The sequence below is a fragment of the Endozoicomonas sp. Z74 genome, assembly GCF_057680865.1.
Map to the genome: position 1 here is coordinate 1 of NZ_JBLYZI010000026.1, position 12,414 is coordinate 12,414.

At 55.1% G+C, this 12,414-nt stretch carries 18 protein-coding genes; 1 reads left to right on the top strand and 17 read right to left on the bottom strand.

Features of this window, described 5'->3' with window-relative positions; all coding sequences use genetic code 11:
* Nucleotides 1–190 precede the first annotated feature (190 nt).
* The 16 genes from ACNRUY_RS09710 to ACNRUY_RS09785 all read right to left on the bottom strand — a co-directional run bounded on the left by ACNRUY_RS09710 (nt 191) and on the right by ACNRUY_RS09785 (nt 10,974).
* On the bottom strand, nt 191–1,696 hold the full coding sequence (locus tag ACNRUY_RS09710; protein ID WP_488111456.1) for a DNA cytosine methyltransferase: 1,506 nt from the start codon (nt 1,694–1,696) through the stop codon (nt 191–193).
* Between the two features lie 63 nt (nt 1,697–1,759).
* Nucleotides 1,760–2,275 (bottom strand): phage protein NinX family protein, encoded by a 516-nt coding sequence (locus tag ACNRUY_RS09715; protein WP_488111457.1) that lies wholly within the window; start codon nt 2,273–2,275, stop codon nt 1,760–1,762.
* A gap of 125 nt (nt 2,276–2,400) precedes the next feature.
* Nucleotides 2,401–2,838 carry a zinc-finger-containing protein gene (locus tag ACNRUY_RS09720; RefSeq protein ID WP_488111458.1) on the bottom strand — a complete coding sequence of 146 codons (438 nt, stop codon included), beginning with the start codon at nt 2,836–2,838 and terminating at the stop codon, nt 2,401–2,403.
* Entirely contained in the window at nt 2,835–3,062 is a 228-nt protein-coding gene (locus ACNRUY_RS09725) for a hypothetical protein (RefSeq protein ID WP_488111459.1), read from the bottom strand. Before ACNRUY_RS09725 ends, ACNRUY_RS09720 begins: the two co-directional genes overlap by 4 nt.
* Nucleotides 3,043–3,261, bottom strand: a complete 219-nt coding sequence (locus ACNRUY_RS09730; protein WP_488111460.1) for a hypothetical protein — start codon at nt 3,259–3,261, stop codon at nt 3,043–3,045. Before ACNRUY_RS09730 ends, ACNRUY_RS09725 begins: the two co-directional genes overlap by 20 nt.
* A gap of 10 nt (nt 3,262–3,271) precedes the next feature.
* Entirely contained in the window at nt 3,272–5,077 is a 1,806-nt protein-coding gene (locus ACNRUY_RS09735) for a DEAD/DEAH box helicase (protein WP_488111461.1), read from the bottom strand.
* Nucleotides 5,067–5,276, bottom strand: a complete 210-nt coding sequence (locus tag ACNRUY_RS09740) for a hypothetical protein (protein ID WP_488111462.1) — start codon at nt 5,274–5,276, stop codon at nt 5,067–5,069. Before ACNRUY_RS09740 ends, ACNRUY_RS09735 begins: the two co-directional genes overlap by 11 nt.
* 2 nt (nt 5,277–5,278) lie before the next feature.
* Nucleotides 5,279–5,650, bottom strand: a complete 372-nt coding sequence (locus tag ACNRUY_RS09745; protein ID WP_488111463.1) for a hypothetical protein — start codon at nt 5,648–5,650, stop codon at nt 5,279–5,281.
* Nucleotides 5,651–5,652: 2 nt separating this feature from the next.
* On the bottom strand, nt 5,653–6,294 hold the full coding sequence (locus tag ACNRUY_RS09750) for an Nmad5 family putative nucleotide modification protein (RefSeq protein ID WP_488111464.1): 642 nt from the start codon (nt 6,292–6,294) through the stop codon (nt 5,653–5,655).
* Nucleotides 6,295–6,336: 42 nt separating this feature from the next.
* Nucleotides 6,337–6,528, bottom strand: coding sequence for a hypothetical protein (locus ACNRUY_RS09755; protein WP_488111465.1), 192 nt, complete (start codon nt 6,526–6,528; stop codon nt 6,337–6,339).
* Between the two features lie 28 nt (nt 6,529–6,556).
* Complete coding sequence (locus tag ACNRUY_RS09760; protein ID WP_488111491.1) at nt 6,557–7,600, bottom strand: PD-(D/E)XK nuclease family protein; 1,044 nt, start codon at nt 7,598–7,600, stop codon at nt 6,557–6,559.
* A gap of 79 nt (nt 7,601–7,679) precedes the next feature.
* Nucleotides 7,680–8,312 carry a DUF669 domain-containing protein gene (locus ACNRUY_RS09765; protein ID WP_488111466.1) on the bottom strand — a complete coding sequence of 211 codons (633 nt, stop codon included), beginning with the start codon at nt 8,310–8,312 and terminating at the stop codon, nt 7,680–7,682.
* Between the two features lie 2 nt (nt 8,313–8,314).
* Nucleotides 8,315–9,112 carry an ATP-binding protein gene (locus ACNRUY_RS09770; protein WP_488111467.1) on the bottom strand — a complete coding sequence of 266 codons (798 nt, stop codon included), beginning with the start codon at nt 9,110–9,112 and terminating at the stop codon, nt 8,315–8,317.
* Nucleotides 9,112–9,549: a DUF7173 family protein gene (locus tag ACNRUY_RS09775; RefSeq protein ID WP_488111468.1), complete on the bottom strand. Its 438-nt coding sequence runs from the start codon at nt 9,547–9,549 to the stop codon at nt 9,112–9,114. Before ACNRUY_RS09775 ends, ACNRUY_RS09770 begins: the two co-directional genes overlap by 1 nt.
* 88 nt (nt 9,550–9,637) lie before the next feature.
* Nucleotides 9,638–10,465: a DNA translocase FtsK gene (locus ACNRUY_RS09780; RefSeq protein ID WP_488111469.1), complete on the bottom strand. Its 828-nt coding sequence runs from the start codon at nt 10,463–10,465 to the stop codon at nt 9,638–9,640.
* Nucleotides 10,466–10,509: 44 nt separating this feature from the next.
* Entirely contained in the window at nt 10,510–10,974 is a 465-nt protein-coding gene (locus tag ACNRUY_RS09785; RefSeq protein ID WP_488111470.1) for a hypothetical protein, read from the bottom strand.
* 160 nt (nt 10,975–11,134) lie between these two features.
* On the opposite strand from ACNRUY_RS09785, the gene ACNRUY_RS09790 reads away from it, so the two are divergent.
* Nucleotides 11,135–11,560 carry a helix-turn-helix domain-containing protein gene (locus tag ACNRUY_RS09790; RefSeq protein WP_488111471.1) on the top strand — a complete coding sequence of 142 codons (426 nt, stop codon included), beginning with the start codon at nt 11,135–11,137 and terminating at the stop codon, nt 11,558–11,560.
* On the opposite strand, the gene ACNRUY_RS09795 is transcribed toward ACNRUY_RS09790, so the two are convergent.
* Nucleotides 11,549–12,205: a LexA family protein gene (locus ACNRUY_RS09795; RefSeq protein ID WP_488111472.1), complete on the bottom strand. Its 657-nt coding sequence runs from the start codon at nt 12,203–12,205 to the stop codon at nt 11,549–11,551. The two genes, ACNRUY_RS09790 and ACNRUY_RS09795, sit on opposite strands and share 12 nt — an antisense overlap.
* Nucleotides 12,206–12,414 lie beyond the last annotated feature (209 nt).

Below are 12,414 nucleotides of genomic sequence, written 5' to 3' on the forward strand. Positions count from 1 at the left end.
TGATTAGTATGAATCATAAGGGTTACCTTTTTACGATTTAGATTTCAGTGATTTCACCCTCTATCTAAATCGGTAACCCTTCCCTTTTTTGAAGAGGGAATTGTCAGATCAGATCTGAACTAATGCACATAAGGCTTTTCATACCTCGCAAACAACATTAATTCTGTGTTCATTGTTAAAACTCCTTTTTTCATGCAACCCGCTTGCTGCTTAAACCTGAGAAGTTCGCTTTTACCAGCGCTTCCGCCAGTGGTGGGCAGACGGCGTTACCGCATCGGGCCACCTGGCTGGTTTTGGTCAGTGGTCTGCCTGTATGGTCCCGGTCGATAATGTAATCCTCTGGAAAGCCCTGGGCGGTGTAGAGCTCCCTGGGTGTCAGCATGCGCATACCAATGTCTACGATCCGGTATGCTTGCCCCCGGACCGTGACCAGGCCAAAACGGTCTTTGCTGGTGACCGTGTGGCAGGGCTCACTCAGGGGCAGGCCGACGTTGGTGCCGTAGTATTTCAGGAGGAAGGCGGTTACCAGAGCGTTATGGTCTTTGCTGGTCACAGTGTGCAGTGGTTCGGCAATATCTGAGCCGGTAACACCGGTGTAATGCTTGGCGATAAAGGCGGATACCAGATGGTTTTTGTCTTTGCTGGTGACGGTATGAACGGGCTTGTTGATTTCCGACCCGGTGGACCGGGAATATTGTTTTGACAGGAAAGGCGTGGTCAGGGCAAAGGCTCCACCCTTGGGGCTGGCGGTAACGGTTCTCAGGGGCTCGCTCAAGGAGTGAGCCAGGCTGCGCCCGTTGTAGTGGGCGATGGGCACAATAAACGGCGTTGGCGATTCCAGCACAAACTTCTGAATGCCTTTGGCGATCCTGCGCAGTGTGTTTTCCGCCAGAGGCCTGGCGCGTTCGAAAATACTGGGGCAGGGCACTGACCAGTCAATGCATTCAGCGGCGGTTCGGTAAGGTGTCAGACCTTTACCGTGGGTAGCAGCTGGCCAGATGATAGGCTGACCATCGCACCGGGCGATCAGAAACAGGCGCTTACGGATGGTTGGGGCGCCATAATCGCAAGCTCGGAGTTCTTGCCATTCCACTTGATATCCGAGTCCTGTCTCCAGCAACTCTTGTTTGAAGCTATCCCCCAAAAAGTTTTTGATTTCATCCGTGTCAGGGTGGTTTGTTGGTAATCCAGTTGTTAGAGCGGCAATAAATGCTTTAAAAGTTCGCCCCTGATTTATAGAACAAGCTTTTCCATCAGTAGTTAACGGCCCCCAGTCTTGGAATTCTTCGACGTTCTCCAGCATGATGACTCGAGGCTTGACCGCCGCGGCCCACTTCACCGCTACCCAGGCTAGGCCGCGAATGTTTTTGCTTTTGGGTTTTCCACCCCTGGCTTTACTGTGGTGGGTACAGTCAGGAGAGAACCAGGCCAAGCCCACCGGGCGACCATTACAGGCTTTTACCGGATCCACATCCCACACGGATTCGCAATAGTGCTTGGTGTGTGGGTGGTTAACGGTGTGCATGGCAATCGCTTCCGGGTCGTGGTTAATAGCAATGTCCACCGGCCTGTCCATTGCGTTTTCAATTCCGGTACTTGCACCACCCCCTCCTGCGAAATTATCCACAATTAGCTCACCGGAGAAATTAAGCCCCATCTGGGGTGGAATTCGGTAGTTATGACTTTCCTTTTTCATGGCGCAAAAGTTCCCCCTCCGCTGAATTGAGCGGTTTTCAAGATTTGTTATTAATGCGGGTTGTTACTTGGTATTACCTTTGCCCTTCCAGTCAACTACATCTCGAACAGCTTTAAAGATGCTGATGCCAGATCGTGTTTTTAGTATTGCTTGCCTCCATTCATCTTCGGTCAGATTCCAGCGGTAGATAAGCTGTCTGGCAGTATCAGAATCAATGCCGTTCCGCTCCAAAAGGGTTTGAATGAATGTGTTTGACCGGTTTGGGTGGGCTTTGATGATTGTCATCATCGCTGCTTTTAATGCTGTTGGTTCTATATCTCCTGAGAATCTTTCCAGTTTTCCAAGCCAATCACCATCAACAGGGAAAAGGTAAACCTCATATTTTTCTATCAGCGGCCCACCATGACCCCACTCGGTAGCAGGTGAATAGTCGTAATAGAATGGATTTCCATTGATTGGGTTGATTTCTTCTACACGAATGTATTCAATGTAGCCTTTACCACCATCCATTTTCTCGGCCACTTCAAATTTCAAACCTTCAATCATGGCGATTCTTTTATTGATTTCTAATATGTTCATTACAAGTAACCCTTTAAAGATGTTCTAACCACGCTTACTCAGCCATTCGATAAACAGGCAAGCTGATCCAGCTAAAAGCATTCCCTGAATTAAGATTTCAAAAGTTGGCGACATGTTGTTTCCTCTTATATCCCCAAAAAGATTTCCCGTGCTGCCACGGCTGCCCGTTCACACATGGGTGCATCAAACCAGCCGAAGTGGCACTGCTCTTTTTTAATGCCCAGCTTTGCCGCCAGTTTTGAATAGGCTTCGGTGCGGGTCATTTTTCCGGTTTTATGCAGGGCCTCGAAAGGAGCCTTACACCGTTTCCGCGCTTCCCGGGTGGCGGGATCGGCGAGAGTGCCCAGGGGAATGTCGGTTTTCGGGTGCATGCCCACATAAGCGCCGCAGTTCTGGCAGAGGTAGACCCAGGGCCAGGTGCCAAAGCAACGCCCGTTGTAGACATCCCCATGGCTGGCAATGACGACGGTGCCGCCACAGCAGTTGCAGGTGAGCGGTTTTGGCAGCGGATTCAGCACCCGCTGGATGGCCTTCTCGCAGGGAGTGTGGGGTGTCCTGCTCATTGTTTTCCCCTCGCGCTGTTGACCATATTCAGGATCCACATATCAGCGACAGCGGCCGCCTTCTGCTTGGGCAGCTTGAACCGGGGCGGGTCCTGGCGCTGATGGCGGGTGAACACCACCCGGCCAGGAGCCCATGGCCGCCGGTTGTCGCTTTTGATGGAACGGCTGGCGCCTTCCATGGCCACAATGTCGCTGGCCAGCTGGTTAAGATGCTTTCTTTCCATGGTGTGGCTCCTGTGGTTGTGTGGTGTTCAGCGCTTCAACCGATTCTGTCTCCAGCTCCTCATTCAGCTCCCCATTCAGCTCCGCCAGGGCGTCTTCCAGCTCCCTGGCCACGTCCAGCCGGTGGGGCATATGGGCGGAGGGCATCAGGATCATGGCGCGGGCCAGTTGCAGTGCCTGTTCTATTTTCCGGGTATCCATTTTTGTTCTCCTAAAACGGGATAGTGTCGTCTTCCTGAACGTCGCCGGGCTTACCCCAGACGTTGTCCAGCATGTCTCCCCAGTCGTCCATTTCATCCAGCTCGGCATTAATGGCGCTGAAGTCATCGCTGCCCGCTGGCACGATTTCCTCCTGCCTGGGTTTAGCCGCCGGGTTGTCGTTCCACTGGCTGGGGGTGCCTGGGACTGCGGTCAGATCATGGTTCAGGATCCGGGAGAACCGGCCGTCCGGTTTCACATAGATCCGGCAGGGTGCCAGAAAGGGCACGCCGTTACTGGTGATCAGGTTGTAGGCCTCTTCCGTGGTGCGGGGACAGGGCACCGCAAAACCTGCCCGCTTGAACCACCAGTGCTGGGCCTTGCCCTGGGCGTAGCCGCCGTGCTCAAAGCAGACCCATTCGCTGGTGCTGTCAAAGCCGTGGCGGTAGGTGACCTTCAGGGAGGGCGGCTTGTCCTTCTTTTCGTGGATGGCGTAATAGATGTCGTCTATGTCCAGCCACTCCGCTTCTACCTGGTTGGCCAGTACAGCGGCATCGGTGGCGGTCTCCTGATGCTGGGGTTTTTCCGGCCACTGGTAGCCGCAGTCCGGGCATTGACTGGCAAAGGCCAGGGTGAAGCTGTGGCACTCCGGGCACTCTTTCATGGGGGCTTCGCCGGGTTCACCTTTCTTCTTGCGACGGATGCTGTCCACGTTGATTCGGTCAATGGGGCCGTGTCGTTCAACATTGCCTGCATAGTCCAGTACCAGGCAGTCGGTTTTGCCGGTCTCCGGGCTGATCCGCAGGCCCCGCCCCATGATCTGCACATAAAGGCCAGGGGACTTGGTGGGGCGAAGCAGGGCGATCAGGTCAGTAAGTGGCGCATCAAAGCCAGTGGTCAGCACACCCTGACTGGTGAGTGCCTGGATTCTCCCGGCCTTGTAGTCCTTGAGGATCTGCTCACGCTCTGCGGTGGGGGTGCCCCCGTGAACACAGGCGACCGTGATGCCTTCGTATTCCAGCAGCTCCTTCACCTCTTCCGCATGGGCGACACTGACACAGAAGATCAGCCAGGCCTTCCGGTCTTTCCCGTACTGGAGGATTTCAGTCACCGCCTTGTCGGTAACGTCGTTGCGGTGAACCGCTTCCTCCAGATCCTTGGTGACAAACTCCCCGGTCCGGGTGCGGACGCCTTCCAGGCTGATCTTTTCGGCTCCCCCTTTGCTGATCAGGGGTGAGAGAAAGTTCTCATCAATCAGTCGCTGGATGTCGGTCTCGTAGACCACCTCATCAAACAGGGCGTTGTCGCCTTCCGTGAGCAAGCCTGACTTCATCCGGTACGGGGTGGCGCTGAAGCCGATGACCTTGACCTTCGGGTTCATCATCTTCAGGTCCCGAAAGAAACCGGTGTACATGGTGTCGTCTTTGTCGGCGTTGATCAGGTGGCACTCATCCACAATCACCAGGTCAAAGGCGCCCAGGTCGAAGGCCTTTTTATGGACAGACTGGATCCCGGCAAACAGAATGGCGGAATCGGTGTCCCTCCGGTTCAGGCCTGCGGAGTAAACCCCCGCCGGGGCCAGTGGCCAGATGGCGGTGATCTTGTCGAAGTTCTGTTCCAGAATCTCCTTCACATGGGCCAGCACCAGAATCCGCTGATCCGGCCAGGCTTCCATTACCTGCTGAATAAAGGCGGCGATGATCACCGACTTGCCACCCCCGGTGCTGACGCACACCAGGGGGTTGCCTTTGGCCCGGCCAAAGTACTCATAGATGGCGGTGATGGCTTCGGACTGGTACCAGCGCAGATCAAAGGCCATGGTGTTGCCTCCTTTCTGCTTTTCTGGCGGCCTGGTACTCACGGCAGTGGTCGGCACTGCAAAAGCTGTTGTTGTGGGTGTGCAGGCGACCGCAGCCTTTTAACAGGCAGGGGCGCGGCTTCTTCTGGTGCCGTTTGATCCGCCGACCGCTGAGGGCATTGGGGACGGACAGGGAGGTCAGGTAAGTGAGTAGCTGCATGATCATGACTCCCCCCGGCTTTGCCGTTCGGCCATTACGGCATCCACGATGGTGTAAACGGTTTTTGCCAGCTGTTCGATGGTTTCGTTCAGCCCTGCTTTAGTGACCAGCAATCCTTCCAGAACATGGGCGGCCATCAAATCTTCCGCCTTCTGGCGTTCTGCTGAATCGTTGATGGCCTGCAGGCTGACCCGCTTTTTAGGAAGCCAGTAATCCACGGCGGGGTGGAAGCGGCCATCTTCAAAAAAGGTGAGACAGATACCGAGATCCGCTTCATAACCGATGTAATCACCGGCCTTGGTGGGTGGGGTGCACTTGGGGCGGAAGCTGTAGCCGCCTATCAGGTGTCGTTTGTTGTCGGTGGTGGCAGTCATGGCTATTTGGCCTCCTTTTGGGGAGTGCCAAACACCATTTCATTCAGTTTATGAACGGCAATGGGCAGATTGGCGGTAACTTCTTTTTTCGGGATTTCCAGAATGCCCTTCTCGATGCCCTCGGGCCATGTGGCATCCAGCTGCTTGACCGTGGTGCAGGAGGCCAGCAACTGGATCAGCTCAAAGCGGGTTTTCTTGATGCGTTCCATCAATGCCTTCACTTTGGCGCGGTGTTCCTGAATCCGCTTCAGCTTGGCGGGGTGCTTTTTCAACAGGGTGTCCAGTGCCAGAATGACTTTACTGGAGCGGTAGTTTTGATAGGGAACGGAATAAGGCAGAGATACGATTTTACCGACCAAATCATCCAAATCTCCTTTAAAGTAGTAGGAACGATCCCCGGAATTGGCGAATGTCAGGTAAAGGTTAGTAGTGTCATTTCCCTGTTTCCGGATGTAGGCCTTACTGCTCATGGATAGATAAGCCTTATCAATATCGCGCCAGGGGCCAATCTCTTTTTCATACAGCGGCACCAGTGGCTCAATCAGCTTGGTGAGTTTGCTGTTGAGCTGGTCCATCTCCTTGCCGAAGATTTTCTCCATGGCCGTGACCAACAGGGTGTCTCTGATTTTCTGGTTGAGTTTCATGGCTCTGTTTTCCTTATTGTTGTGGCTTGACCAGCAGTGGCTTTAAATATTCTTAAAGCGGGCTACTAGTTCAGTCAGCTCGCCCGAAAGAGCCAAGAGGCTGCGAGCGTTGTACTGCATGTGTATATTGTTATTTGGGTTAAATAACTTGCGGGCAATCTCCATTCTTTTTGATTCAATTTCTCTTAAAAGAGCCAGCTTTTCTTGATCTTTGCTCAACTTATTGAATTCCATAATTTTGCTCTCGTCTTGTTTTTAGTTACTAAACCAACTGCCCCTGGAACTGATCCCGCAGGCTGTTTAGTTGCGGGTCTGCCAGCAGGTCTTTCTGTTCTACCGCCTGGATTTCTGACGAACTGAGCTGTTCTGGCGCTTCCCCGGTGACAAAGGTCTGGCCGTTGCTTTTCAGGCGGTACTGGATCCAGTACTCCCCGGAGTCCATCGGTTCGGCAAAGCCGAGCAGCAGATCCGGCAGGTAGAGGTGGGACTGGCAGCCCTTGCGCTGTTGCTCGTCAGTGATCGGGCAGTGGTACCGGGCGCAACTCCACTGGCCGTTTTCCACCGGGGTGCTATGCAGGCAGGTTCGGCAGTTGACCGCCGGGGCCTGCTGGCCGTGACAGACCGGGGCGTGGTCGCAGAATTTGCACTGGTACCAGCTGGGGTCGGTGTGGATCTTCTCCGGTGGTGTACTGGTGGCTATAATGCCCGCCGCCTTTTTCACCAGAGCCGTTGCCTGACCCTTGTCGTACTTCACCCGCTCGCCGTAGAGCTCGTCGGTGTTTTTATTCACCGCCAGGTAGTAGGCCCGTTTCAGGGGACCGCCCTGGGCCAGGTGCATGTAGACCTGCATCTGGGCGAAGTGCCGGGGCTTGGATTCTGCCACCCCTTTCTTCTGCAGTTCTTTGAAGGATTTCTCCGAGTGGGTTTTCATCTCGATGACGTGCCAGGTCTTGGGAGCTTCCACAAAACCGAGCCCGACACCGTCCATGGAGCCCCCAAAATGCCCTTCACAGGCAGAGACCCGGAACTGCTGGCCGGTGTGTGGGTCCTCTTCGTGCACCTGAACGCCTGCCGCCCGGAGGTTGTCAGTAAAGCGGGGTTCCGCCATCTGGCCGGTTTCAAACAGTCGCAACATGCGGCCATCAAAGGACGCCGGAGTGCACCAGCGGAAGCTGTACCAGAGCGAGCGGCCGCAGGGTTCACCAATGATCGAGGCGCCCAGGTGGGGACGAAAGCCGGTGTCCCCGTTGGCCTCGTAGTGACGGTAAATTCTCTGAACGGTGCTGTCGGCTTCTGGAATTTTCATGGTGGTCACTCGTTGTTTTTCTGCTTTGGTTATGGGCGACGGTGGTTAACTGCCCCTCCCGGAGAAGGGGCGCACGGGCTTACTTATTCCAGGGTGGGCCACGCCTGTCGGTAGCTGCCGGAGCCGTTACCTGTTGTGGCGGTGCCTGGGTCGCTACCGGGTGCGGGGCGGTGGCGGCGGGATGTTGTGGGGCGGCCGCCGGAGCCGTTGCCGGTCCTGCCATTCCCATCGGCGCTGGCGCTGGAGCTGTTCCAGGCAGGGGCGCTGGCGGGACGGCGTGGGCGGGTTGGGCTGGCTGTGGTTGCCCTGAAAACCCGGCACCGCTGATGGCCTCCCACTTCTTGATCTCATTGGACGGATCCCGACCGGCCTCCTGCTTGATCTTCAGGGTGATCCGGCAGGGGATGTTGATCAGCTCCTCTTCGGTCTCTGCATCAGGATTCCCAACGGCAGTGGCAATGGCGCTTATTTCTTTGCAACCGATTGTCGCTGCCGTTTGACTTGGGTTGGCGATGTTGTGGTTGGTCCACACCTTACGACCGGAGTACGGGCCGTCCATCACCGTCCAGGTGAGTTTCAGGTAAGTGCCGTTTCCAGCCTTGGTTTGCTTGATCTCCGATTCGGTGATCATGGCGATGTACTCCCCATTGGGCAGCGGCTCGAAGCCCTTTGCGGGGGTGTAATCGCTGGCTTTAAATCCCAGACCTGCCATGGTTATTCTCCTTCTGTGGTTGGGGTGTTTACTGCTTGGGTTGGGGTTGGGCTCGATTGAGCCGGGTTCAGTGCCTCGGTGAACGCATCCCAGCTCATGGGCAGTTCAGCAGGCAGTGAGTAGCGATTTTTGGCCACGAAAGCGGGGCGGGCTTCGGTGTACATCACCCGCTGGCCCGTGGAGACGCCCCGGCTTTTTTTCTGGCCAAAGCCTTTGTCTTCCTTCTGGACCACGGTCTTGTAGTTGGCGAACAGCACACAATCCATGCTCTCCTGCACCAGTTCCGAGGCCCGCTTGTGCAGCTTGATCTGGTACCGGTCGTAGCTGTCCACTTCCGGTGACTCAAACCGCTTGATCTCGGCGTGGGCGATCAGGATCACCGCCATTCCCCGGTCCGTCCGCAGGGCGTTGAACCACTGGATCAGGGTGCGCCAGTAGCTGAGGGCTTCCACATAGCCTTTGCCGTAACCGAACTCCTCAATGGAGCTTTTGCCGTGGTCCTGGCAGACCTGAGCCCAGATCAGGGGCTCCAGATGGTCCAGGCTGTCCAGTACCACGGTCTGGTAGCTGTGCTCCTGGTGGTAAAGAGCAGACAGGGCCTCGATCACCTGGCCGTACTGGGTCAGCAGTGGGAAAGCGTCCACCTCCAGTTTGCCCAGGCCGTCTTCTGTCTGGAGGAAGATCGGGGCCGGGGCTCCGGCGGCCAGGGTGGTTTTACCCACGCCGGCATCGCTGTAGATCAGCACCCGGGGGGCGCTCAGCCCCGCCGCCTTGCTGATGGAGTTAAGATCGAAAGCCATTACTTATCCGCCTCCAGCCGTTCAATTTTTACGGACGCCTTGCGGGGCTTGCTGGTCACCGCCTGGGCGACGGTGGCGTAATGTTCCGGGCTCAGCTCCTTCAAAGACTTGAACTGACGGATATCCAGCTCCGGCTTCTGGCGAACCACATTGCTGGCGATATGGGCGGGCAGCTGGGGGTGGATCTCCGCCCACTTCTTCGCGTCCAGGGATCGGCTGATGCCGCCGGTGGTAGTGACCTTGTAGAAGTCACTCTTTACCGTGGCGCTGCCTTCTTCTTTTACGCCAACGTGGGTGAGGATCTTCTCCTCAATGGCGAGCCGGGCCGCTTTCGCTTCGGACTCTTTGCGCTTGGCCTCTTCCAGTTCGTAGGCCAGCTGGTCCAGCAAGCCGGGCTGGTTGAGTGGTTGAGCCGCCGGGGCGGGTGTATTGGTCATGGGTTGGCCCTCCTGGGCACTGTTGTTATTGATGCGTTGTTATTGATGCGTTTTTACAGGTGTTGATCCGTTATGGGTTTGGGGTTGCTCAGTCCTGGAACTGGCTGATGTCCTCCTCGTTGGGGTCCGGGGTGCCGGGGCAGTCAATGGCGTCGTGACTGGCGATCATGGCCGCCAAAGCGTCCGGATCCTGTTCGCACACGGAGAAGTTGCAGTGAGGACAGTCGTAGAGTCCCTGGCGCTGTTCTTCCGGCTGCTCTTCGGGCTCCGGTTTTATCTGAACAACCACCCGGAAACCTTTGTCGTCTGGCTGGCTGACCACTCCGGAAGCTTCCATGGTTTCCAGCAGTCGGGCGGCACGGTTGTAGCCCACCTTTAACTTCCGCTGCAGCTGGGAGATGGAGGGGTTTTTCAGGGTCAGCGCAATGTCCACCGCCTCCTGATAGAGCGGGTCGTCTTCGCTCTCAAAGGCCAGGGTGGGCTGATCCGGATCCGGCTCCAGATCGTCACCGGCCAGATAGGTGTCGGTGTCTGGAATTACGATCATCACCGGGCAACCTTCAGCGTCCGCCAGATCGTGACGGCCCACGGTATTGCCGGGCATCTTCAGTACCGCCTTGACGCCGTCCTTAAAGGTGACGGTGTCCACTGTGGCGGTGAGGGAGACTCGATCTCCGGTGGCGATAATCCGAACGGCCTGGGCCACCGCAGAAGAACAGCGCTCTTTAATGCGAAAGATGACATCTTGCTGTTGGTGCTCCGGGAGCTTTTGCCACACGTCCGGCAGGGCTTTGAGCTCATCCCGGACCAGCGCCATCAAGTCGCCCAGCAGGGTTTCAGCGGAGAGAACAAACTCCTCTTTCTCTTTCAGCAGGCCGAGCGAATCCGCCAGACTGAAATCGTCTGTTTTTTCCATGGTCGTTTACCTTTGGTTTTGGGTGGGTGTGTTACTGCCTGGGGTTAGCCGTCTGGATTAAGAAAACCCAGAAGCCTGTCTGCTGTTTCACGGGAGTCACCATCGGCGTCCTCCTGGTACTCTTCCAGTGCGACACTGACGACGGACCACTCTTTGGCAGAGAGGCCAGCGAATGGGCCTGCCTGCTGAACCAGTTCAGTGACACAGACGTCGCTTTCGTCTTCGGTCTCGCCGTTGATTTCGATCAGCAGGTTTTCGATCAGGAGCGTTTCTGGAAGGGCGGATTCTTTATAGAGGCCGTCGAACTCTTTGCCGGATACGGTGGCGTCCAGTTCTTTCCAGAGGACTCCGTTGTAGTTATCGAATGTATTGAGCAGCTGGAGACGTACTTCTTTGACTTCCCTCTGGATGTCTTTAAGTTCCTGACTTAGGCTTGCAAGCTTCTGGCGTGAGGTGACTTCCTGCCTGGCAAGCTTGTTGATGTGGCTAATGGCCTGTTCCCTGTTCATGTTGTTATCTCTCTTGGTTACAGTTTTTAGCTGTTGGAATATTTATACAAGCAAAAGCTGTTGGCGGCAACAGTTTTTATTATTTTTTTTGCGATGGGTAATTATTGGTTGATTTATATGAGTAACTGATAGTTAGTTGTCGTTTTGAAAAGATTCAGGGATGAATAGCAAACAACAGTTTTCCAGTCGGCTGTCAGAAGCCCTGACGTACTACGGCGTTCCTGAAAAGGGGCGGGGGCGATTGAACCAGATCGCTGACATGTTTGGTGTCTCGGCCAATGCTGTGCGGAAGTGGCTGGAAGCTGAGTCCCTCCCTGAAACCTGGCGTATTCTCGAAATAGCCCGTGTACTGGGTGTTCGCTCGGAATGGTTGCTCAGCGGTCAGGGCGCCATGCAGGCTGACAACAAGGAAGGAGCAGACGCCCGCCATGAACCCATGTTTTCCCTGCTGGCCAATAGCAGTGAGGAAGCCAGAAAACTGTTTTTTCTTGTGGCGGAGAAAGAGAGAAGAGGGGAGCTGGAAGGGCGGCAAATTACCGCCATTGTGAACCTGATAGAGAAGTTTACCGCCGGATCAGGCGACTAGGCTCATATACTGACCAACGACTACGCCGCATATGGTTGTGCCGACCTGTATTTCGTAAATGGGGTATTGCGGGTTCAGCGGCTTGAGGTATTTCATACCGGCATCTTCCACGTACATCTTGAAAGTGCATTCATCCGAACCCGGTAACCGCGCGATGACGGGTAAACCGCTCCGGGCTTCCTTTTCAGGATCCACATAGATTTTTGAACCTTCCGGAAAACTCATGGCCCCAGGGATCTGGCTGGTCATGGAGTCGCCCCTGACCGTCAGGGCATAGGCCCTGTCACTTACTTTTTCAGGACATGGTAATAATTCTTCTGGGTCCTGGAGATAACACACGTCTGACACCTCGCAAAACTGGCCTGCGCTGACCCAAGATATCAGAGGAACCATCCTCATGGTATACATTGCGGTGGGGCTGGAGACGTTTGTGTCGTTGCCGAACCTCAAATAGCTCTCAGTGACACCCAGTACCTTGGCATAGTCTGCCAGATGCCGGGGATTTTTGGTCTGGCCTTTTTCTATCTGGGCAATGCTTTGCTGGGTGATTTTCCGGCCGGTGGCCATTTCCAGCTCATCGGATAAACGACCCTGGCTCCAGCCTTTCTCTTTTCTTAATTGTGCGATCCGCTCACCAATACTCATTGTGCCACCAAGATTTCGACTGATATTTCGGCTGAGCTTTACTGACCGGTTCTGCTCTGGCCAGCTTTTGCTCAAATAGGAACTTATGGTTCACAAGGTACATGTAAACAGGATTATCAACAATATTAGACTGTTATTTGTGAATTGTTTCACAGGAAGAGGGAGCGCATTATTTTACTTGAATACAGTTTAAAACTGTGAAATTCTAC

Excerpts from the sequence above, each read along its gene's own strand:
- ACNRUY_RS09710 (WP_488111456.1), bottom strand. The coding sequence starts at position 1,696 with ATGAAAAAGGAAAGTCATAACTACCGAATTCCACCCCAGATGGGGCTT.
- ACNRUY_RS09715 (WP_488111457.1), bottom strand. The coding sequence starts at position 2,275 with ATGAACATATTAGAAATCAATAAAAGAATCGCCATGATTGAAGGTTTG.
- ACNRUY_RS09720 (WP_488111458.1), bottom strand. The coding sequence starts at position 2,838 with ATGAGCAGGACACCCCACACTCCCTGCGAGAAGGCCATCCAGCGGGTG.
- ACNRUY_RS09725 (WP_488111459.1), bottom strand. The coding sequence starts at position 3,062 with ATGGAAAGAAAGCATCTTAACCAGCTGGCCAGCGACATTGTGGCCATG.
- ACNRUY_RS09730 (WP_488111460.1), bottom strand. The coding sequence starts at position 3,261 with ATGGATACCCGGAAAATAGAACAGGCACTGCAACTGGCCCGCGCCATG.
- ACNRUY_RS09735 (WP_488111461.1), bottom strand. The coding sequence starts at position 5,077 with ATGGCCTTTGATCTGCGCTGGTACCAGTCCGAAGCCATCACCGCCATC.
- ACNRUY_RS09740 (WP_488111462.1), bottom strand. The coding sequence starts at position 5,276 with ATGCAGCTACTCACTTACCTGACCTCCCTGTCCGTCCCCAATGCCCTC.
- ACNRUY_RS09745 (WP_488111463.1), bottom strand. The coding sequence starts at position 5,650 with ATGACTGCCACCACCGACAACAAACGACACCTGATAGGCGGCTACAGC.
- ACNRUY_RS09750 (WP_488111464.1), bottom strand. The coding sequence starts at position 6,294 with ATGAAACTCAACCAGAAAATCAGAGACACCCTGTTGGTCACGGCCATG.
- ACNRUY_RS09755 (WP_488111465.1), bottom strand. The coding sequence starts at position 6,528 with ATGGAATTCAATAAGTTGAGCAAAGATCAAGAAAAGCTGGCTCTTTTA.
- ACNRUY_RS09760 (WP_488111491.1), bottom strand. The coding sequence starts at position 7,600 with ATGAAAATTCCAGAAGCCGACAGCACCGTTCAGAGAATTTACCGTCAC.
- ACNRUY_RS09765 (WP_488111466.1), bottom strand. The coding sequence starts at position 8,312 with ATGGCAGGTCTGGGATTTAAAGCCAGCGATTACACCCCCGCAAAGGGC.
- ACNRUY_RS09770 (WP_488111467.1), bottom strand. The coding sequence starts at position 9,112 with ATGGCTTTCGATCTTAACTCCATCAGCAAGGCGGCGGGGCTGAGCGCC.
- ACNRUY_RS09775 (WP_488111468.1), bottom strand. The coding sequence starts at position 9,549 with ATGACCAATACACCCGCCCCGGCGGCTCAACCACTCAACCAGCCCGGC.
- ACNRUY_RS09780 (WP_488111469.1), bottom strand. The coding sequence starts at position 10,465 with ATGGAAAAAACAGACGATTTCAGTCTGGCGGATTCGCTCGGCCTGCTG.
- ACNRUY_RS09785 (WP_488111470.1), bottom strand. The coding sequence starts at position 10,974 with ATGAACAGGGAACAGGCCATTAGCCACATCAACAAGCTTGCCAGGCAG.
- ACNRUY_RS09790 (WP_488111471.1), top strand. The coding sequence starts at position 11,135 with ATGAATAGCAAACAACAGTTTTCCAGTCGGCTGTCAGAAGCCCTGACG.
- ACNRUY_RS09795 (WP_488111472.1), bottom strand. The coding sequence starts at position 12,205 with ATGAGTATTGGTGAGCGGATCGCACAATTAAGAAAAGAGAAAGGCTGG.